Raw genomic sequence first — 21,861 nt, forward strand, 5'->3', positions numbered from 1 at the left:
CATGCTAAAAAATCTTATAGGAATTATAGCTGTTTTTTTCTTAATTGTTAGCGTGAGCTCTTGTCGTGAAGATTTTAGCACGACAATAAGTACGTCAGATCATTTAAGATTTTCAAAAGATACGCTTTATCTCGATACCATTTTTTCAAATATTGGGTCGAGCACTTATCAAATGAAAGTTTACAATCAATCGGATAAAGACATCAGTATTCCGCAAGTGAATTTGGAGAAAGGCGATAATTCTTACTTTCGTTTAAATGTCAACGGACGCTCTGGAAAAATGTTGAATGATGTTGAAATTTTAGCAAATGACAGCATCTTCGTTTTTGTTGAAGTCACCGCAGATATCAAAAACTTAAGTCAAAATGATCTTGAGTTTTTATACACAGATAAATTAATTTTTGATCATGCTTCATCTCAACAAGAAGTGCAACTGGTCAGTCTTATTAAAGATGCAGTATTTTTATTTCCAGAACGTTATCCTGATGGAACAACAGAAACACTTTTATTAGGTTTAGACGCTGATGGCGAAGAAATCCGTATTGATGGATTTTACCTTGAAGATAACGCACTTACAATGACTGACGAAAAACCTTATGTGATATATGGCTTTGCAGGAATTCCACCTCAAAAAACTTTAGAAATTCAGCCAGGCGCACGATTGCACTTTCATGATAATAGTGGTTTAATAGCTGCAAATCAAGCTTCAATTCACGCCATTGGCGATTATAGCAGTGATGCTGAATTATTAGAAAACGAAATTATTTTTGAGTCTGATCGTCTTGAACCAGAATATTCAGATGTGCCAGGCCAGTGGAACTCAATTTGGTTAACACAAGGCAGTACTAATCATAAGTTTGAGCATGTGACTATCAAAAATGCAAGTGTTGGTCTTTTGATGGATTCAAATGATGGGACAGCCAATCCGACTTTACAAATTAAAAATACACAGATTTACAATTCATCTAATGTTGGATTATTGGCAAGAACTGGTCATGTTGTTGCAGAAAATCTCGTGATTAATAACTCAGGTCAAGCCTCTTTAAATTTGTCATTAGGTGGAATTTACGATTTTAAGCATTCGACTTTTGCCAATTATTGGCAGAATAGTTACAGAGAATTTCCGAGTGTTTTGATTGAAAACAAACTTGAAACACAAGATCAAATTTTTGTAGCTGATTTAAAAGCTGATTTTTCAAATTGTATCATTTACGGAAATGAAAATATTGAACTCCTCTATTCAATTTCTGATCAAGCAAATTTTGACGTTAATTTTGATCATTCGTTGATCAGATTTAATGATTACAGCAATAAATATGCAGATGAAGCGATTTATGATTTTTCAGACTCATCTATTTATCAAAATTTGATTTTAAATGAGAATCCAGAATTCAAAAAACCATTTGATAATGAACTTATTATCAGTGATGAGTCTTCAGCAAATGGAACTGCTAATCCAGTGACCGCTAATCAAGTTCCACTTGATCTTTTAGGAGTTAATAGAACTTCTAATCCTGATATGGGAGCTTATCAAAGTATTCTTTTTGAGGAAGATTAATTCTCTTCTAAATTTTCATTAAAAGCCGAAGGTAGTAGAGTAGGTATCAATTTAATAATGATCGGTAGAAGAACGCTTCCGCCTGGAATTGCAAAAATAGCAAGAGAAGGAATGCTTTTAAAAATATCCATCAATTGTCGCTTAACAATTTTCTTTTCATCATGACTTAAGTCAGTGTGAGTTGATTTTTTAAGTAAAATCAAGAGTTCTTTGCTTTGCGAAATCTCTTTTATCAATCGATTTTTATTTCTAATAATTAATAGGGAAGTACTTCTATACGTTTTATCATAAAAATTTTTGATAGGATTCGCATTATTGAAATAAGGAATTTTATCGTAATTCTCTCTTACAAAACTCGATATACTTTTGATGCTTTCATGAATTTCATCTGATGAAAGTTTAAGAAGTTGACCCAATTCATGAATGAATTGGCGTTCATTATCATCAACAATTTCATCACTAAAAATGCTCATTGCAGCAGCATCCAGAATATAAAGTTTAGTTGATTTATTTTTAAACTGATCGAAATTGATCAAATTGATATTCTCAAAATTCTCAATTTGTGTATCCTGATAGCGCAGTGAGCTTTCAAGTAACTTAATAAGCAATTCTTCGTAATTACTTTTATTAGATTTTTTGTGTAAACCTATACTGATAACATTTATTAATGCGGTTTCTAACTGAGAAGCAAATTCAATAATTTTATGATTGCCTTGACAAAAAACTCTAAAACACTCAACATCTATATTTAAAAGGGTGTTGGTTACAATATTGCTAAAGTTTTTCTCCAATAAATTTGTCTTTGCTTTGATGCGTTGATGCATCAATTTTTCAATTTGAACATCAGGTTTTGATTTGAAACTAGGCCATTCAAAGAATTTGTGTTTCTTCTCAATTTGAATTTGTCCGTAAAAAGAAATTAATTTATCCTGAAAGTCTGAAAGATCTCGATTTGGAAATTCGATTTGATAGACATAAAACAAAGCGGATAATAGATTAAGCTTTGCTAATTCTTCCTGAGTGTAATTGAGTTTATGTGGAGTAGAAGTATATATTTCATTTAAATTGGTGCCATAAATAAATCCATTTTCCCTTAATAAGGGATATAATTTTTCAGCATCTATATTTTGATTTTCTAAAATATTTAGAAGCTTAATGACCCAAGCATTTGCGGAAGGATTTACACTCATGTTTTCTTTTCATTTGCGTGTAAAAGTAATAAAAAAGAGGCTGTTTAGAAAGTCACAAGATTTTGAATTCATCTTATGGTTTTAAAAACAGCCTCAGTTATAAAAATTTCAAAAAGTATTTATTTTTTCAGTGTAATTTCTCTTTTCACTGTATTGAAAGGCCCTTCAACAGGATTATCATTTTCATCAACTAATTGAAGTTCAATAGTATTTTTACCCATTGGCATACCTTCAATTAAATAAGGTTGCCATTTGTCAATTTCAAATTCTTGGCCATTAATTCTAGCCAAAACTTTATTTCCATCATCAGATAAATCTGTGTTAACCAAAAAGAAATCTAATAAAACTTTATTAGTGTCTTCGCCTTCATAAGTTCCTTTAGGTCTGCTATAAAACAAATGCTCAGCTTCAAAGTCAACATCCATTTTCTGATTGTCATTTGGTTCGCCAACTTTTAATTTTCTGACTAAAAATGAATTTTCATTTTTGACAGATTCGTGATAAGATCTAGATAAAAAAGCTAACATCACATGTTCACCTTGATCGAATTTTTTAGTCACATCATTTGCGTAATGTGCAGAATATGGTTCGTTATCAATAATAACATGGATATGTTGTCCTTTATCTGAATTGGCAATTTGAGGCATATTATCAATTTCGGTTTGTGTGCCTAATTCATAATTCTCAACATCAAACTTGAAAGTTGATTCACCTTCTTTTAAATCTATTTCCTGTTCGCCTTTCAGTTTTAAGCTCGCATCTGAAAATTCATCAGAAGCATTAAAAGGAGTGATGCTGATTTCTTTGACTTCATCAGTTTTTTTCATTTCCTTTTTTTCCGATTTTTTCTCTTTTTTTTCAGTGTTCTTTTGACAAGATAATGTCATCACTGAAAGTATAAGAAAACTTGCAATAACTTTAATTTTCATGATTTTAGTTTTATTGTTTGATTAAAATTACAAATCACAAAAACCAACTCAACTCATTTTTTGATTTATTAACACTTATTTTAGTAAGATTTCTTATTTGAAGCTTGATTTAACTGAAACAAAAAAGCCGCAAATCTTAATTTGCAGCTTTTTCAATAATTTGATAAAATATTTTAGAAGTTATAAGTGTTATCTTCAGTCACTTTATCAGCGATTATATTTCTTAATTCAACAATGTTTGGGTAGTTGTCATATTTTGTAAATCTTTTCAAGCCCATGAGCATCATTTTTTGTTCATCACCTTCAGCAAATGAAATAATACCTTCTTTTGCTTTGAGATTAATTTTCTCAACAGCTTGGTAAAGTCTTAATTTAGCCATTGCGATTTGAACTTTCTGAGCATCTTCACCTTCTTTCTTGGCATTTTTTTCAGCTCTTAAAAGCGCAGACTCAGCCATGTAAATTTCGATTAAAATATCTGATGAAGCCAGTAATAATTGTTGATGATCTTCTAGTTCAGCACCAAACTTTTGAGCGGCACTACCAGCCACCATCAAAAAGATTTTTTTCAACTTCTGAAGCATCGCTTTTTCTTCTGAAAGTAATTCAGAATAATCAGGTGTGTCAAATGAAGGTATTCCTGTTAACTCATCCGCAACAGCTTGTGCTGGTCCCATAAAATCAATGTGGCCTTTCATTGCTTTTTTCATAAGCATACCAACTGAAAGCATTCTATTAATTTCATTTGTTCCTTCATAAATACGAGAAATACGCGCATCTCTCCAAGCTGATTCCATTGGTGTATCAGCAGAGAAGCCCATTCCTCCGTAAATTTGGATTCCTTCATCAGTACAATCTTGAGCATCTTCTGAAACTGCAACTTTTAAGATGGAGCATTCAATCGCAAATTCCTCAACACCTTTTAATTCAGCTTCTTGAGGAGAATTTCCAGCTTCTTTTCTTAGATGAATTCTATCTTCAATATTTTTTGCAGCTCTGTAAGAAGCAGCTTCATCCGTGTAAACGCCAGTAGCCATTTCAGCTAATTTCGAACGAATGGCTCCAAATTTTGCAATAGGTGTATTGAATTGTACACGATCATTTGCATATTTAACAGCAGAATCAATCACACGGCGTTGGGCATCTAAGCATGCAGCAGCTAATTTGATACGGCCAACGTTTAAAGCATTCATTGCGATTTTAAAACCACCATTTCTTTCACCTAAAATATTGTCAACAGGAACTTTTGTTTCACTAAAGAAAACTTGACGTGTTGAAGAGGAGTGAATACCGAGTTTTTTTTCTTCTTCTCCTAAAGAAATTCCGTTATCCAGATCTTTTTCTATGATAAATCCGGTGATGTTTTTGTCGTCTTCAATACGTGCAAAAACAATAAAGAGATCACAGAAACCAGCGTTAGAAATCCACATCTTTTGACCAGAAATCTTGTAATGTTTTCCATCTTCAGTTAAAACAGCTTTTGTTTTTCCTGAATTTGCGTCAGATCCCGCATCAGGTTCAGTTAAACAATAAGCACCAAACCATTCGCCAGTTGCCAGTTTTGGAATATATTTTTTCTTTTGCTCCTCAGTTCCGTATAATGTAATCGGTAAAGTTCCAATTCCTGTATGTGCACCAAAAGCTGTCGCAATAGAGCCAGTTGCTCCAGAAATATAATCACAAACCAACATCGTTGAAACGAAATCCATTCCTAAACCGTCATATTCTTCAGGAACGGCGACGCCTAAAAATCCGAGCTCACCAGCTTTACGCATAATTTCTTCGGTTAAGTCGTAGTTTTTCTTTTCGAATTCTTCTTTTTTAGGCCATATTTCTCTATCAACGAACTCTTTTACAGAGTCGCGCATCATTTTTTGTTCATCTGAAAAATCTTCTGGTGTGAAGACATCTTCAGCTTTAGTTTCGGTGACAATGAATTGTCCGCCGCGAATCATATCATCTTTTGCTTCCATTTTTATTTTTGTTTTAGTATTCAGTAATCTAGTATTTAGTTGATAGTATTTAATAGTCAGTATTGAGTATCTAGTAATAGGTATTCAGTTGTTTAAGTCATTGATTTGGATTGAATAAATAACATTCTTTGTATTTGATTACTTTGATAATCATGAATAATTTATATTCACCATTCACCATTCACCATTCACCATTCACCATTCACCATATCACTAATCACTACTCTCATTTTATTTTAAAAATTCATAAACACCTGCAGCACCTTGTCCAGTCCCAACACACATTGTCACCATTGCATATTTGTCATTAAGTTGACGTTTTCTCATCTCGTCAAAAATCTGAACAGATAATTTAGCACCTGTACAACCGAGCGGGTGTCCCATAGCTATTGCACCTCCATTGACATTCAGAATATCTTGATTGATGCCGAGTTCTCTTTTCACAGCTAAAGATTGTGAAGCAAAGGCTTCATTTAATTCAATTAAGCTGATATCGTCAAGCTTTAAACCTGCTTGTTTTAAGGCTTTTGGAATCGCTTTCACAGGTCCGATTCCCATAATACGAGGTTCAACACCAACAGCTGCGTAACTGACCAGTCTTGCAATGGGTTCGAGATTTAATTCTTTCACCATCTCTTCGCTCATCACCATGACAAAAGCAGCACCATCACTCATTTGTGAAGAATTTCCTGCTGTCACGCTTCCTTTTTCTGCAAAAACAGGTCTGAGTTTATTTAAAACTTCAATTGAAGTGTCTGCACGCGGTCCTTGATCTTTATTGACAGTGTATTTTTTAGATTGTTTTTTGTTATTCTCATCGACAAAAATATCATCTACTTCAATTGGAGCGATTTGATCTTGAAAACGATCTTCTTTTTGAGCTTTAATCGCTTTTTGGTGTGAGTTGTAAGCAAATTCATTCTGGTCTTCTTTAGAGACATTGTATTCCTTAGCGACAGCTTCTGCTGTTAAACCCATTCCCCAGTAATAACTTTCGTTTCCTGCTTTTGCAGTTTTGTAATTTGGAACTGGTTTGTAACCTCCCATGGGAATATAACTCATACTTTCTGTACCACCGGCTATAATACAATCAGCCATTCCGCTTTGTATTTTTGCAGTTGCCATGGCGATGGTTTCCAAACCAGAAGCACAATATCTATTAACAGTTACACCAGGAACGGCTTCTGTTTCTAACCCCATTAGAGAGATTAAACGCCCGACATTCAAACCTTGTTCTGCTTCTGGCATTGCGTTTCCGACAATGACGTCGTCGATTCTATTTTTATCGAATTCTGGCAATTGCTCCATCATATAATTGATGGTTTCTGCAGCCAAATCATCAGGTCTTTTAAACCTGAAAACACCTTTTGGCGCCTTGCCAACTGCTGTTCGATATCCTTTTACTATATAGGCCGTCTGTTTCATAATTTTAAAATTTGAATTTTAAATGCTGAATTATCGCATTTTAGTTGTTATAATTATTTTAGACAAAATATTGATAATGTCATTTATGTCTTTAATCAAAGCTTCAACTGAAATTTGAGTTAAATTAGATTCTTTTAATAATCTCAACCAATAGTCAGTTTCGCGTGCTTCTTTTGAAGCTATTGACATTTTACTCACAAAATCTTTTCTAGATTGAGCAGCAATAGCTTCTTCAATATTTGCACCAATACTTGTCCCAGATTTTAATAACTGCTTAGAAATAATGTATTCATTTTCGGATAACAATTGTTTATAAAGCTCGATGACTTTTAAAGCAAACTCAAAAGTTTTGATTACAATTAAATTATCCTTTTTACTCATTTTTTTTAAATCATTTTAAATTTAGAATTCAAAATTTCTAATTTCTTAATGGTTTCCCTTTCTTTATCATGTGTTGTAAACGCTCTAATGTTTTTCTTTCACCACATAATGATAAGAATGCTTCTCGTTCTAAATCGAGTAAGTATTGCTCTGATACATATTGTGGACTCGTTAAATCTCCACCAGACATCACATAAGCAAGTTTGTTAGCGATTTTCTGATCGTGTTCGCTGATGTATCTTCCTGCTTTCATCTGATCTGTTCCAACTAAGAATGCACCTAAAGCTTGTCTTCCTAATACTTTAATATTATTAGTTTTAACAGGTTGTGTATAGCCATTTTCTGCCATCATTAAAGCATGTTGCTTTGCTATAGCGAGTTGACGATCACGACTGACAACGATAATATCTTTTCCGCGTTCTAAAATATTTAAATCATAAGCCTCGTGTGCTGATTTAGCGACTTTAGCCATCCCGATAGTTAGGAAGTTTTCTCGTAAACGATTCAATTCAACATCATCTTTTTGGTAAGTCATTGCTGCACGGCGAGCCATTTCTTTAGATCCGCCTCCGCCAGGAATAACACCAACGCCAAACTCAACTAAACCGATGTAAGTTTCTGCGTGAGCGACAATTTTATCAGCATGCATAGAAATTTCACATCCGCCACCTAAAGCCATTTGATGTGGGGCAGCAACAACAGGAATTGATGAGTAACGCATACGCATCATCGTGTCTTGGTAATATTTAATCGCACCATGTAACTCCTCATATTCTTGCTCAACGGCAAACATGAAAATCATACCGATGTTAGCACCAACTGAAAAATTATCACCCGTATTTGAAATAACAACACCATCAAAATCACGTTCAGCAATATCCATGGATGTGTTAATACCATTAAGAACATCGCCACCAATTGAGTTCATTTTGCTTCTGAACTCAATATTTAATATGCCATCACCTAAATCTGTTGCGACTAAATCTTTATTACTAAAGACTTCATTGCTTGTACGGATATTGTCTAAAATGATAAAATCATCTTGGCCAGGAATTTTTGCGAAAGATTTTTGATCGATATCATAATACAATGTTTGACCATCTTTAATGCTGTAAAATGAATTGTGTTCACTTTTGCTGAGTTCTTCAATCCATTCTGCAATTTCGTAGCCTTCAGCTTTCATCAGCTCGATTCCTTTGTCAAGACCAACGGCATCCCAAATTTGGAAAGGACCGTGTTTCCAACCAAATCCAGCTTTCATCGCATCATCAATTTTGTATAATGTATCTGTAATTTCAGGAATACGGTGTTGTACATAAGCAAATAAAGCTGCAAAATTCTTACGGTAGAACTCTCCAGCTTTATCTTTACCTTCTATTAATATCGGAAAACGATCTGCGACAACATCAACTGATTTTGTTTTGTCTAATACATCGAATTTTGCACGTTTCTTTTCACGATACTCAAGTGTATTTAAATCAAGAGATTTGATTTCGCTTGAGCCATCTTCTTTCTTAACTTTTTTATAAAAGCCTTGACCAGTTTTGCTTCCTAACCATTTATTATCCATCATTTTTTCGATGAAATTTGGAAGCTTAAATAAATCATGTCGTTCATCTTTTGGTACATTGTCATAAAGACCATTAGCAACATGAACCAAAGTATCTAAACCAACAACATCAACAGTTCTGAAGGTTGCAGATTTTGGTCTACCGATCACTGGACCAGTCAATTTGTCAACTTCTTCAATTGTCATATCCATTTCTTTAACCATATGGAAAAGACTCATGATGCTGAAAATACCGATTCTGTTTCCGATAAATGCTGGCGTATCTTTAGCTACAACAGTCGTTTTACCTAAGAATTTCTCACCGTAATTGTTTAAAAATTCTAAAACTTCTTCAGAAGTCTCAGGGCCAGGAATGATCTCTAGGAGTTTAAGGTATCTCGGTGGATTAAAGAAGTGCGTTCCGCAGAAGTGTTTCTTGAAATCATCACTTCTGTCTTTTGTCATAAATTTAATAGGAATACCAGAAGTGTTTGAAGAAATCAAAGTGCCTGGCGTTCTATGTTTTTCAAGTTTTTCAAAAACTTGCTGCTTGATATCAAGACGTTCAACAACGACTTCAATAATCCAATCGACATCTTTTACTTTTTTGATGTCGTCTTCTAAATTACCAGTTGTAATTCTTTTAGCAAAATCTTGATGATAAATAGGAGAAGGATTAGACTTGAGAGATGTTTTTAAAGCATCATCAACAATTCTATTTCTCACAGACTTATCTTCTAAACTTTTACCTTGTTTCTTTTCTTTTTCGCTGAGTTCATTCGGGACGATGTCTAGCAAAATAACTTCCACACCAATATTGGCGAAGTGACAAGCAATTGCGCTACCCATAATTCCTGAACCAACAACAGCTACTTTTTTGATTCTTCTCTTCATTGATTATGCGTTTTTATAAACTTTATTTTTGTAAATCGATTTTTCTGTAATCATGTCTTGGATTTTCTCAGCCACTTCTAAAAAAGTATCTAATTTTTCCTGAGGAATATTTTCCTTTACTGCTTGATCAAAACCTAACACAACCTCTTTGGAGAAGTCACGCATATCAAGGCCAAAATCTGTCAGATGTATCAAAACACTTCTTCCATCTTTGGGATTTTTAGTACGTGTGATCAAACCTTTGTCTTGCATGTTTTTTAAAGTTCTTGACAAACTCGTTGACTCAACACCCATTTTTGGACCTAAAGCAGTTGATGGCGTGCCTTTTTCAGGGTCAATGCTTAACAAAGCAAAGCCTGTTGACATCGTGCTTCCTTTTTTGGCAGCCTCTTCATTATACATTTTAGTCACGGCAATCCAAGTTGATTTTAATATGTAATCTATTGTTTTGTCTCTCATTTTTATTTTATAGTCCTCCAAATGTAATAAAAATTTACTATGCACGCATAATAAATTGAAAAATTTATGAGCTCTTTTTTCTTTTCTTCATAAAATTCTGAATAAGTTTTATCTTCGTCGCATGAATGCACCAAAACTGCAAACACCTATCGAATATCTAAAAGGGATTGGACCTCAAAAAGCTGAAGTTCTTAAAAAGGAATTTGATGTTTTTGTGTTTCAGGATCTTCTAAATATTTTTCCGAATAGATACATAGACAAATCATCTTACAGAAAAATTTCTGAGTTAAGAGAGGCTTCAGTTGAAGTTCAGATTATTGGAAAAATTACAGGTATTCGTTATGTGAAGCAGAAAAAGGGAAAACGTTTAGTTGCCGATTTTGAAGATGAAACCGGACATATTGAATTGGTTTGGTTTCGCTCATATAAATGGATTCTTGATAAACTAAAAACAAATGTACCGTATGTCGTTTTCGGAAAACTGAATTATTTTAATGGACAATTCAGCATTGCCCATCCTGAAATTGAACTTCTTGAAACACATAAGAATAAAGGACGAATTCCATTGCAACCTGTTTATCCTTCATCAGATAAACTTGTTAGAAAAGGTGTCTCAAACACACTTTTGATGAAATCGATTTATCAATTATTATCAACCTCAAAATCAGTTTTCGTTGAAAATTTGCCCAAATCGATTTGTGAAGATTTGAAACTGATGAATAGAGCAGAGGCGATGAAACATATTCATTTCCCACAAAGTCTAGATCATTTAGCGAAAGCGCAATTTAGGTTTAAGTTTGAAGAATTCTTTTTTGTACAACTTAGATTACTCAGACAAAAGATTGTCAACCAGAAGAAAATTAAAGGTTACACTTTTTCAAAAGTCGGGACATACTTTAATGAGTTTTATAAAAACGGATTAAGCTTTGAATTGACTAACGCTCAAAAACGAGTGTTGCGAGAAATTAGAAAAGATGTGGGAAGCAATGCCCAAATGAATCGTTTATTACAAGGCGATGTAGGATCTGGTAAAACGATTGTCGGTTTTATGAGTATGCTCATGGCCATTGATAATGGCTTTCAAGCTTGCTTGATGGCACCAACTGAAATTCTTGCACAACAACATTATGAAGGTATTTCAGAATTGTGCAAATCTTTAGATTTAAATGTTGCCGTTCTCACAGGTTCTTCAAAAACGAAGGAGAGAAGAAAAATTCATGAAGATTTAATGAGTGGTGAATTGCATCTACTTATCGGAACGCATGCGTTAATCGAAGATAAAGTTCAGTTTAAAAATTTAGGTCTTGCTATTATTGATGAGCAACACAGATTTGGTGTTAAACAACGTGCAAAATTATGGAAAAAAAATGATTTGCCACCACATGTTTTGGTGATGACAGCAACACCAATTCCGCGAACTTTAGCAATGAGTTTGTACGGAGATCTTGATATTTCAGTCATTGATGAATTACCACCAGGTCGAAAACCTATTAAAACTGTTCATAGGTTTGATAGTCATCGACTGAGTGTTTTTCAGTTTATCCGTGATGAAATTGATAAAGGCAGACAAGTTTATATCGTTTATCCGCTCATTGAAGAGTCTTCAAATTTCGATTATAAAGATTTGATGGATGGTTATGAAAGCATCGCGCGAGATTTCCCGATGCCAAAATACCAAACTTCTATTTTGCATGGACAAATGAAACCTGAAGATAAAGCCTATGAAATGCAACGTTTTGCCGAAGGGAAAACACATATTATGGTAGCAACAACCGTGATAGAAGTTGGCGTCAACGTCCCAAATGCAAGTGTCATGATTATCGAAAGTGCAGAGCGATTTGGTTTATCACAACTACATCAATTGCGTGGGCGCGTAGGGCGAGGAGCAGAGCAAAGTTATTGTATATTAATGACAGGTAAAAAACTTGGAGAAGATGCCAGAACTAGAATGCAAGCGATGACGCAAACCAATGATGGGTTTAAACTATCAGAAATCGATTTAAAACTACGAGGTCCAGGAGATTTAATGGGGACGCAACAAAGCGGTGTTTTAGATTTGAAAATCGCTGATTTAGTTAAGGATAATCAATTATTAAAAACGGCGAGGAGTTATGCACAACATATTGTTAAAAACGATCCTGGTTTTGAACATCCGGAGCATCAAGTTTTAATTTCAACTTACAATCAACTGACTAAAGGAAAAACAATCTGGAATTACATATCATAAATGGTATGAGTAGCTTGCTGTCAGCCATAATCGGTTTCTAAAACCTGAAACGAGATAATCATCAGTTCGCCAATCTAATCCGATTTCAAAATCACTTTTTGAATTAATCAAAAAACCTAAGCCTAAATAAACTCTATTTTCAAAATCATCAGATTGAGACTCTCTGATATAAAGTGTTTCAAGAGATGCCGCGAGATATTTGTCACCAGCAGCCAGGGCTTCTTCTTTAAATTTGAAAACAGTTTTGACACGATACCTGAATCTAAACTTTGGTTTTTCATCAGAAAAAGTTTGATCCGTTCGTAAACGATGACTTATAGGTAAGCTAGCAATTGTTTTTTTAAAGGAAAACTGTTGTGTCGTTCTATGGTAATAGCGATGACCTTCTTTAACTCTGAATAGATAACCTACACCAACCGAAGATTTTTCAGAAGTGATGAAACCTAAAATATTTTGAATATCAAGTTTATTAAATTGAAGTTTAGAATCATCTTCTTTATTATAGAAAATTTCTTGTAACTCAAAGCCATGTTTGACGAAAACACGTTCAGATAATTTATAATCTAAATTAAATTCAGGAATTACACCTATTGAAAATCTCTGTTGTGCTTGCATTTGAGAATGACTTAAAGCGAAAAAAGCAGTAAGGATTATAAAATACTTGATGAGATTTACTGAATTCATAAAAAATAATTACAAAAGATGCATTTAATTTTAGTTTTACAAAAAGCAAGCAATTTAAGATTCTAATTGATATAAATGAGATGAAAACACTTTTTCATTTAACTATAATTGTCAAAAATAAAATACTTTAAATCTTGCTTAATTCAATGCTGCAAAATAAATCAATTTTGAGCTAATGCTTGACGACTCTTGTATCTTTTTTAAGAATTCTATCAGGAAATTTTACTTATAATTGCAAGATTATTTATCTTCAATTCATGCTCTCAGAATTTCAACAACATCTATCTGATCAATTTTCGGAATTAAAAAAATCTTCTTTTTTGATTGCTTGTAGTGGAGGCGTGGATAGTATGGTTTTGACAGATTTATGTTTAAAAAGTCATTTAGATTTTGCTTTGGCACATTGCAATTTTCAGCTTAGAGAAATTGAAGCTGATAAGGATGAAGCATTTGTCAAAGATTATGCACTTCAAAATGGTATCAATTTTTTTAATAAAACTTTTGATACACATGCTTTTGCTGAAAAAGAAAAACTTTCTATTCAAGAAGCAGCAAGGGAATTGCGTTACACTTGGTTTAAAGAATTGTTGAAAAATACCAAGTATGATTATCTCATCACAGCGCATCACCTTAACGATTCCATAGAAACTTTCATGATTAATTTATTTCGCGGAACTGGATTAGCTGGGCTGACAGGAATACCAAATAAAAATGATAAAATCTTAAGGCCTCTATTGGTTTTCTCACGAGCGCAAATTGAAGATTATGCCAATAAGAATGAATTAAAATGGAAAGAAGATATCACGAATGCTTCAACAAAATACGTTAGAAATGCAATTCGGCATGAGGTAACACCTATTTTGGAAAAACAAACGCCTCAATTATATGCGTCTTTCTTAAAAATCTTTGATCATTTAAAAGCAGACCAAAACCTATTAAACGATTACATTTCTCAAATAAAAACTGAGGTTTGTATTGAAGATGGACAAAAGCTCAAGATTTCAATTAAAAAATTAGAAACTTATACAAACAAGAAAACAATTTTATTTCATTTATTAAAAGATAAAGGTTTTAAAGCTTGGGATGATATAGTCGATTTACTTTCTGCAGAAACTGGAAAATTCAAAAAAAGTCAAACACATCTTCTGATGAGAGACGGAGAGTTTTTAAGCTGCAAAAAGTTAAATAAAATGTCTGAAATTAATAAATCTTATCAACTTGATAATTTAACGGATAAAGTCAGCTTTGAAGCAGGTCAGATTTTGTTTGAAAAAGCAGATTTTAACTTAAAAAACAATCCAGAGCATGCGCTTATTAATCCTAAAAAACTTAATTTTCCACTTTTTCTAAGAAAAACTAAAAGTGATGATAAATTTTCACCACTTGGAATGACATCTCGAAAGAGAGTTTGGGATTATTTGAAAGATAAAAAAGTTTCTGTTTTAGATAGAAAAGAACAATGGGTATTGACTGATCAATCAAATATTATTTGGGTAGTTGGTCATCAAATAGATGAAAATTATAAAGTGTTAAATACAGATCAAAAATGCATAAAAGTAGTTTTAGTAAAGCCTTAAGGCGAATGTTTTTATTCACCTTTTTAGGTGTCATGTTTAGTGCAAATGCACAATTTGGTAGTAACCCAGGAGGCGAGGTAAATCCGATTAGCTTTTCAACGGAAGTTGAAAAAGATTCTGAGGATGTTTACATCGTTAAGGTTACAGCAAACTTAGTTGACGGATGGCATTTACCATCACAACGTTTATTAAAAGAAGGTGAACTAGGACCAGAACCAACCGAGTTAAATTTTTCTTTTGAAGGAAATGAAGCTTATGAAATTATAGGTGAAACTTCAGAACCAAAGGGAATAGAAGCTTATGATGAAATTTTTCAAACGGATTTAAAATACTTCTTAGAGTCAGTCACTTTTGAGCAGGAAATTAAAGTTCTTGAAGGAAGTGAAAAGCTTAACCTAGAAATTCTTTTCTCTGTTTGTGATGATGAAAAATGTTTACCACAAGATCAAAAGTATTATACTTATGAAGTTGTTGATGGAGCCTTAACTCTTGTTGATAATGAAAAAGTTGAAATTACTGAAGCTGATTCTGAACTTAAGAATGAGCTTAAAGTTGATATTAAAAATACCAAATCATTTTCTAAAGATTTAGAAAGAAGTGAAGAAGAATCTTCAATATGGACAGTGTTTTTCTTAGGATTTATTGGAGGTTTCATCGCTTTATTGACACCATGTGTTTTTCCAATGATTCCTTTGACGGTTTCATTTTTTACAAAAAGTGCAACAAATAAACGTGTTGGTATGATGAATGCTATTCTTTATGGTGTATTCATTTTTGCAATTTATGTTTTGTTGAGTTTACCTTTTCATTTGTTAGACTCTGTTAACCCTGAGATTCTTAATAATATTTCAACAAACACAACTTTAAACATCATTTTCTTTGTGATTTTTATGGTGTTTGCCTTTTCATTTTTTGGTTATTATGAAATCACTTTGCCAAACTCTTGGAGTGATAAGTTAGATCAAAAAGCAACAAGTGTTGGTGGAATTATTGGTATTTTCTTTATGGCATTGACGCTGGCTATTGTCTCTTTCTCATGTACAGGTCCAATTTTAGGATCTTTATTAGGAGGTTCACTTTCAGCAAGCGGCGGCGCAATGTTATTGAGTTTTGGAATGGCAGGATTCGGTTTAGCATTAGCCTTACCTTTTGCATTGTTTGCTTTATTCCCTAATTGGTTAAATTCATTACCAAAAAGTGGAGGTTGGTTAAATACAGTTAAAGTTGTACTTGGATTTTTAGAAGTTGGATTAGCATTTAAATTCTTATCAAACGCTGATTTAGTTGAAAATTGGGGCTTTTTAAAACGTGAAATTTTCATCGGAATTTGGGTTGTCGTCGGAATTTTATTAACTCTTTATTTATTTGGTAAAATTAGATTTCCACATGATGGACCAAAACAACCTTTATCTAAAGGTAGATTAATGATTGCTACAGTTTGTTTAGCATTTACAGTTTATTTATTACCTGGTTTAACAAATACATCATATGCCAACTTAAAATTATTAAGTGGTTTCCCGCCGCCATTATTTTACAGTCTTTATCCATCAGATGCAAATGAGGGTAACGGTCCATTGGGTTTAGAAGCCTATCATGATTTTGAAACTGGTGTAGCGGCTGCAAAAGCTCAAAACAAACCGATATTACTTGACTTTACTGGCTGGGCATGTGTTAACTGTCGTAAAATGGAAGAGCAAGTTTGGAGTGTTCCTGAAGTTTATGAAACAATAAATGACGAGTACATTTTGATCTCTCTTTATATCGATGAAAGAAAAGAATTATCTGAAGATGAGAAGTTCACAATTGAGCGTGAAAATGGAACTGTAAAGTATATTCGTACAGTAGGAGATAAATGGGCGACTTTTCAGACGCTTAATTTTAAAAATAATTCTCAGCCATTTTACTCATTATTGTCACCAGAGCTTGAACTCTTAAACTCGCCTTCAGGTTATGAATCAGATTCTGATGAATATCTTGCATGGTTAAGAAAGGGTGTTGAGAATTTTAATAAATCATAAGTAGATTTTTTAAAACCTTAATAGCAATTACAAAAAGCGACTTCTTGATGAGGTCGCTTTTTTTATGGTCGATTAATTTGCATTAAATATTATTTCAAAGAAGTACTGAAAGCGTTATGTTTTGAAGAATGTGTTTTTACTAAGTAGGATATAAATAAGAGACTCAAGAGTAATATCTTTCACATTTATAATCTTCTTTATGACTTCGATATTATACTCAAAAAAACCATTTAAGATGTTATTCTTAAATGGTTATAAAAATTTTGAGGCTTGTGCTTAATGCTATTCTTCTCGAAGTTCTATAAGGTCTTTTAACTCTTTTCCATACAAAGATTTCTTGACTTTACGATTTAATGTTTTGTAAATCGTATCTAGGTATTTCACATTGGCATCATAGATTTCTGCGACAGTGACATAAGGTGCAACTTCTAAATCTTTATTATTGACAGCAAAATTGACTGTATAAAGATATTTTCTTTTAAGAAGAGAATTATATTGCTTAGTTAAGCTATCAATCTGCTTGATGTCATTCTCGTTAGTTTCATCTAGCTTTAAACCAGCAGCAATCAGATCAAGGTTTTTATTATTAAACTTATCTATCATCTCATTGTACTCTTCGTACTTCAAATGATTGTTAGAGATTGTTTTGATTTTTACTTTGTTTGAGAAGTTTTTCATTTTAGTCTGAATGTCATAATCACCAGTTTCAGCAAAAAACTTGATGATCTCTTGATTTTCGTCACCACTGTTATCGTCTAACCTCAAAAACATAATTTGCGGTTCATCAATGTGAGCTTCAAAATTAAAGTGCGCGTCTCCATTTATCTTCAGAGAATCTACACTTTGAAAACTAGAATCAGCATATTTTTCTAAAAATAACTGTCCTTTTTTTAAACCATCAACATAACCTGTGACATTCAAATTAGAATTTTTTGAAGATTCGCAAGAAATGATCAGAGACAAGGTAAGTAAGCTAAATAGTATTTTTTTCATGAGTAATATGTGAGTTATAAATTAGATGCGCCTTCCATTAAAAAGGTCGTTAATAAAGCAGCATAAGTACCGACAACATAGCCAAATACAGCAAGTAAAACACCAACACTTGCTAGTGATGGGTGAAATGCACTTGCAACAACTGGAGCAGAAGCGGCACCACCAACATTTGCTTGACTTCCAACTGCCAAAAAGAAATAAGGCGCTTTAATCAGTTTAGCGACCAAGATCAATAAACCAGCGTGTATAGCCATCCAAACTAAACCAATAAGGATTAAGCCAGGGTTTTCAAAAACCATACTTAAATCCATTTTCATACCAATAGTTGCTACTAAAAAATAAATAAAAACACTTCCTAAAGTACTGGCGCCAGCACCTTCATATTTTTTGGCTTTTGTGAAAGATAAAGCCACTCCAATAGTTGTGGCTATTGTAATCATCCAAAAGAATTTAGATGTAAATGAAGATAAAGAGGATGATTTATCATTGAAGACATCAAAATTTGTCGTCAAATATGATGAAATTCCATCAGCACCCCAGTGTGCAATCCCGACAGCTGTAAAAGCAATACCTAACATCACCATATAATCTGTTAGATTAGGTTTGCGAGAAACGCTTTTTGTGTAGTTTGTCACGCGTTCTTTTAAATTTTCAATAGCTGTTGTATCAGATTTTAACCATTTGTCAATCGCATTTTTTCGACCTATTCCTAAAAGAATAATCGCCATCCATAGATTAGCAACAACGATATCAACGAGCACCATTCCGCCATATTTTTCAGGATTATATTTAAAAATTTCTAACATTGCGGCTTGGTTAGCACCACCGCCAATCCAACTCCCTGCCAATGTTGATAAGCCTCTCCAAACAGCATCAAAACCTTGCCCACCAACAGTTTCAGGAGAGAATGTAGAGATGATGAGTATCGCTAAAGGACCACCGATAACGATACCGACTGTTCCTGTAAAAAATATAATTAATGCTTTAAAGCCCAGATTTTTTATCGCTTTTAAATCAATGCTAATTGTCATTAAAACAAGTGAAGCTGGTAAAAAGTAACGACTCGAGACATGGTATAGATTAGAAGTAGAATCATCAATAATTCCTAGAGAATTAAAAATTGCAGGAATTAAATAACACATTAATAAAGCAGGGACAAATTTGTAAAATTTAGCCCAGAATCCTATTTTTTTGGATGATGTAAAAAAAATAAGCCCAATACTGAGCATCAAAATACCTAAAACAATCGCATCATTGTTAAAATAAGCAGAAGGGTTATCCATAATTAATATCTAAAATTTAAAAATAAAATTAAAATTCAACACTACTAAAATTAATTGGAACTAGCATGTAGTTTGATGAATTTTTCGATGTCATCAATGAGCTTTTGTGCAACAGGATGCTCAGGATCATTGTATGATTCCATATTGGCTTGTTGCCCGCTAACTATTTTTAAAACATGATTCATATCTTCAATAATCAGTAACTCAGAGTTTTTTGCAGATTTATGCAGATCTTCTGCATCAGAAACAGGGACTTGAAGATCTCTATAGCCATTGATGACCAAAATTGGTAAGTCATTTAATTTTTCTATTTCTTCAGAAGGATCATATTTCATATAATTAAGAATGAATTTTCGATTCTGTTTTGCAAACATAGATGAGATTACTGGATTATCCATGCCAACTAATTCTGAATTATTTTGAAGTCTTTTAAAATTGTCTTTGACTTGATCTAACAATTGTGGCATTTGTTTTTCTATTTGTTCAATAATAATATCGTCCGCGGATCTCGACGTGCCAGCAAGTGATATTAATGAAGCTACTTTCTCTTTTTGTGCCGCTAATATCGCAACTAATGAACCTTGACTGTGACCAATAAGATGTATGTTAGAGTAACCTTTATTTTTGAAATACTGAATGATTTCTATTTGATCATTAACAAAATCATCAAATAAAGTTGTTTCGTTTATATTTTGATCTCGTAACATTTTTACACTTCGCTTATCGTATGTAAATGTGCTTATTCCTTTATTGTTAAGCGCTTCATAAAGCATTTTACTGTGATCACTTTTTAGTCCAGATCCGTTTCCATTACGATCTGTAGGACCAGATCCTTGTATTAAAATTGCTAGAGGAGCATTATTATCAATTTTCACAAAAGTCCCTTCAATAAATTGATTGATTTCTAGCGTTTCAGTTTGCGCAGAAATTTTTGTTATGAGACAAAGAAAAATTATAAGTAGAAAGTGTTTCATTTTTTTAGATTTTATTATGTAAAAATATAATTAAAGTCTCCATCGTCATTATATATTTGAAAAAAAATAATTTAAAGATGAAGTACTTATTATTATTGATGTTTTTAGTTCAATTCACAAATGTCAAAGCCAGTGAAGATTGGGGTCAAAATGGTCATAGAGTTATTGGTGAAGTGGCAGAGCAAAATTTATCTAAAAAAGCTAAAAGAAAAATTAACCGCTTGCTTAAAGGTGATGGATTAGCTATGATTTCTACTTATGCCGATGAAATTAAAAGCGATTCAAAGTACGATGAATTCAAAGCTTGGCATTATGCGAATGTTGATTTTGACATAACATATAATGAGTCTGAAAAAAATGAACAAGGTGATATTGTTATTGGTATCAATAAATGTGTATCCATATTAAAAGATAAGTCTACTTCAGAAGAAGATAAAATCTTTCATCTTAAAATGTTGGTTCATTTAATAGGAGATATGCACCAACCTTTGCATTTTGGATTGAAAGAGGATCGTGGAGGAAATGATTTCAAAGTTAAATGGTTTTATAAAAAATCAAATATTCACCGTGTTTGGGATACTCAAATGATTGAAAGTTACAAAATGAGCTACACGGAGTTAACAGATAACCTTCCAGTATTGTCAAAAGCTCAAACAAAATTTGTTGAATCTGGTGAAATTGTAGATTGGGTAGAAAGCACAAGAGACTTAACTAAAAGGATTTATGCCGAGACTGAAGAAAACACTAATTTAAGTCACAGATATATGTATAACTGGTTTGATGTCGTCAGAATGCAACTTAAAAAAGGAGGTCTTCGATTAGCAACGATCCTTAATGATATTTATGGATAATCTTTTTAGATTTAGAGATTTTGTTGTGAGTGATATGCTTTTGTCTAGAAGACTTAAATCGATTCACATCATCTGATCTTAATTTTTGATGTTTAGCGCTTCTTCCTTGAACGCGTTTGCGCCACATTCTAAAGCTTGAAGCTTTCATGTGTTTGCGCATTAATTTAATAACATCACTTTCATCAACACCAAATTGAAAGTGAATAGCTTCAAATGGCGTGCGGTCTTCCCACGCCATTTCTATTATCCTGTCAATTTCTCTTTCTGTATATTCTTTTGTCATAATTATATATAAATGTAAGCCCACCAAATCAAGAAGAATTGAAGTGGGATTCTTAATATTAATATCCATTGCGGAATACCTCTTGACGTTTTCTTGTTTCTCAACATATTAAAATGAACAATTAAGAAGATGAGAAGCATCAATATGATACCTATCGCTGATATGGCTCTAGTTTGACTAAATAGCAAACCAATAGCTAAAATGATTTCAGCCAAACCTGCTAACAAATTCAGTATTGATTTCTGAGGAAGAAAGTCAGGAATAATCGGCATATACATTTTGGGTTTGATAAAATGCATGGCGCCAGCAAATGCATATATAATAGACATAAAAATTAAACCTGTATCCATAGTCTACTAAGCTATAAAAAATTAAAACATGAAAGTAATTAGTATTAAAAAATTATATTAAGATTTAGAAATGTTGGTATTTTATGAGAAGCAAAATTCAATATTATTTTTTTTTAATATATTTCCATTTCTAACCCTTTGATTTTCTATTGTTTAAAATTTATTTTAAATTTCTTTAAAATATTTCATTGTTTAGATGAAAAAAGGTTGTAGTTTTGCACCCGCAATAACGCATTGCACGATCATTGAGAGTAGGGTGTTTG

18 protein-coding genes are annotated in these 21,861 nt (G+C 32.8%); 5 read left to right on the plus strand and 13 right to left on the minus strand.

Features of this window, described 5'->3' with window-relative positions; genetic code table 11:
• The first annotated feature begins 1 nt into the window (after nucleotide 1).
• On the plus strand, nucleotides 2-1,558 hold the full coding sequence (locus CAP47_RS04045) for a hypothetical protein (RefSeq protein ID WP_100775486.1): 1,557 nt from the start codon (nucleotides 2-4) through the stop codon (nucleotides 1,556-1,558).
• Here CAP47_RS04045 and CAP47_RS04050 read toward each other — a convergent pair.
• The 7 genes from CAP47_RS04050 to CAP47_RS04080 all read right to left on the minus strand — a co-directional run bounded on the left by CAP47_RS04050 (nucleotide 1,555) and on the right by CAP47_RS04080 (nucleotide 10,358).
• On the minus strand, nucleotides 1,555-2,748 hold the full coding sequence (locus tag CAP47_RS04050; RefSeq protein ID WP_100775487.1) for an LETM1-related biofilm-associated protein: 1,194 nt from the start codon (nucleotides 2,746-2,748) through the stop codon (nucleotides 1,555-1,557). The two genes, CAP47_RS04045 and CAP47_RS04050, sit on opposite strands and share 4 nt — an antisense overlap.
• 119 nt (nucleotides 2,749-2,867) lie before the next feature.
• On the minus strand, nucleotides 2,868-3,677 hold the full coding sequence (locus CAP47_RS04055; RefSeq protein ID WP_100775488.1) for a hypothetical protein: 810 nt from the start codon (nucleotides 3,675-3,677) through the stop codon (nucleotides 2,868-2,870).
• 173 nt (nucleotides 3,678-3,850) lie between these two features.
• Complete coding sequence (locus CAP47_RS04060; protein ID WP_100775489.1) at nucleotides 3,851-5,650, minus strand: acyl-CoA dehydrogenase family protein; 1,800 nt, start codon at nucleotides 5,648-5,650, stop codon at nucleotides 3,851-3,853.
• Between the two features lie 231 nt (nucleotides 5,651-5,881).
• Entirely contained in the window at nucleotides 5,882-7,075 is a 1,194-nt protein-coding gene (locus CAP47_RS04065; protein ID WP_100775490.1) for an acetyl-CoA C-acyltransferase, read from the minus strand.
• 30 nt (nucleotides 7,076-7,105) lie between these two features.
• Nucleotides 7,106-7,456: a four helix bundle protein gene (locus CAP47_RS04070; RefSeq protein WP_100775491.1), complete on the minus strand. Its 351-nt coding sequence runs from the start codon at nucleotides 7,454-7,456 to the stop codon at nucleotides 7,106-7,108.
• A gap of 37 nt (nucleotides 7,457-7,493) precedes the next feature.
• Nucleotides 7,494-9,899 carry a 3-hydroxyacyl-CoA dehydrogenase/enoyl-CoA hydratase family protein gene (locus CAP47_RS04075; protein WP_100775492.1) on the minus strand — a complete coding sequence of 802 codons (2,406 nt, stop codon included), beginning with the start codon at nucleotides 9,897-9,899 and terminating at the stop codon, nucleotides 7,494-7,496.
• A 3-nt stretch (nucleotides 9,900-9,902) separates the two neighbouring features.
• Nucleotides 9,903-10,358, minus strand: coding sequence for a MarR family winged helix-turn-helix transcriptional regulator (locus CAP47_RS04080; protein WP_093240104.1), 456 nt, complete (start codon nucleotides 10,356-10,358; stop codon nucleotides 9,903-9,905).
• 121 nt (nucleotides 10,359-10,479) lie between these two features.
• On the opposite strand from CAP47_RS04080, the gene recG reads away from it, so the two are divergent.
• Nucleotides 10,480-12,585 (plus strand): ATP-dependent DNA helicase RecG, encoded by a 2,106-nt coding sequence (recG, locus tag CAP47_RS04085; RefSeq protein ID WP_100775493.1) that lies wholly within the window; start codon nucleotides 10,480-10,482, stop codon nucleotides 12,583-12,585.
• On the opposite strand, the gene CAP47_RS04090 is transcribed toward recG, so the two are convergent.
• Nucleotides 12,580-13,269, minus strand: coding sequence for a DUF2490 domain-containing protein (locus CAP47_RS04090; protein ID WP_100775494.1), 690 nt, complete (start codon nucleotides 13,267-13,269; stop codon nucleotides 12,580-12,582). The genes recG and CAP47_RS04090 overlap by 6 nt on opposite strands.
• 257 nt (nucleotides 13,270-13,526) lie before the next feature.
• Between CAP47_RS04090 and tilS the strand changes: the two genes are divergently transcribed.
• Nucleotides 13,527-14,846 carry a tRNA lysidine(34) synthetase TilS gene (gene tilS / locus CAP47_RS04095; RefSeq protein WP_100775495.1) on the plus strand — a complete coding sequence of 440 codons (1,320 nt, stop codon included), beginning with the start codon at nucleotides 13,527-13,529 and terminating at the stop codon, nucleotides 14,844-14,846.
• Between the two features lie 32 nt (nucleotides 14,847-14,878).
• Nucleotides 14,879-16,864: a protein-disulfide reductase DsbD family protein gene (locus tag CAP47_RS04100; RefSeq protein WP_410523958.1), complete on the plus strand. Its 1,986-nt coding sequence runs from the start codon at nucleotides 14,879-14,881 to the stop codon at nucleotides 16,862-16,864.
• A 282-nt stretch (nucleotides 16,865-17,146) separates the two neighbouring features.
• On the opposite strand, the gene CAP47_RS04105 is transcribed toward CAP47_RS04100, so the two are convergent.
• Genes CAP47_RS04105 through CAP47_RS04115 form a run of 3 tightly spaced genes read right to left on the minus strand, consistent with a single transcriptional unit; the run spans nucleotide 17,147 to nucleotide 20,114 of the window.
• The gene (locus tag CAP47_RS04105) at nucleotides 17,147-17,857 is read right to left on the minus strand and encodes a DUF4369 domain-containing protein (RefSeq protein ID WP_100775497.1); all 711 of its coding nucleotides are present in this window, start codon (nucleotides 17,855-17,857) and stop codon (nucleotides 17,147-17,149) included.
• A gap of 14 nt (nucleotides 17,858-17,871) precedes the next feature.
• Nucleotides 17,872-19,140, minus strand: a complete 1,269-nt coding sequence (locus tag CAP47_RS04110; protein ID WP_100775498.1) for a DUF819 domain-containing protein — start codon at nucleotides 19,138-19,140, stop codon at nucleotides 17,872-17,874.
• Between the two features lie 50 nt (nucleotides 19,141-19,190).
• Nucleotides 19,191-20,114: an alpha/beta hydrolase family protein gene (locus tag CAP47_RS04115; RefSeq protein ID WP_100775499.1), complete on the minus strand. Its 924-nt coding sequence runs from the start codon at nucleotides 20,112-20,114 to the stop codon at nucleotides 19,191-19,193.
• A gap of 77 nt (nucleotides 20,115-20,191) precedes the next feature.
• On the opposite strand from CAP47_RS04115, the gene CAP47_RS04120 reads away from it, so the two are divergent.
• Nucleotides 20,192-20,965, plus strand: a complete 774-nt coding sequence (locus CAP47_RS04120) for a S1/P1 nuclease (protein ID WP_100775500.1) — start codon at nucleotides 20,192-20,194, stop codon at nucleotides 20,963-20,965.
• Here CAP47_RS04120 and CAP47_RS04125 read toward each other — a convergent pair.
• Both CAP47_RS04125 and CAP47_RS04130 read right to left on the minus strand, forming a co-directional pair.
• Nucleotides 20,946-21,248: a TIGR03643 family protein gene (locus CAP47_RS04125; protein WP_100775501.1), complete on the minus strand. Its 303-nt coding sequence runs from the start codon at nucleotides 21,246-21,248 to the stop codon at nucleotides 20,946-20,948. The genes CAP47_RS04120 and CAP47_RS04125 overlap by 20 nt on opposite strands.
• A gap of 2 nt (nucleotides 21,249-21,250) precedes the next feature.
• On the minus strand, nucleotides 21,251-21,598 hold the full coding sequence (locus CAP47_RS04130; protein ID WP_100775502.1) for a MauE/DoxX family redox-associated membrane protein: 348 nt from the start codon (nucleotides 21,596-21,598) through the stop codon (nucleotides 21,251-21,253).
• Nucleotides 21,599-21,861: the final 263 nt, after the last annotated feature.

The sequence above is a fragment of the Psychroflexus sp. S27 genome, from assembly GCF_002810405.1.
Classification (GTDB): domain Bacteria; phylum Bacteroidota; class Bacteroidia; order Flavobacteriales; family Flavobacteriaceae; genus Psychroflexus; species Psychroflexus halocasei_A.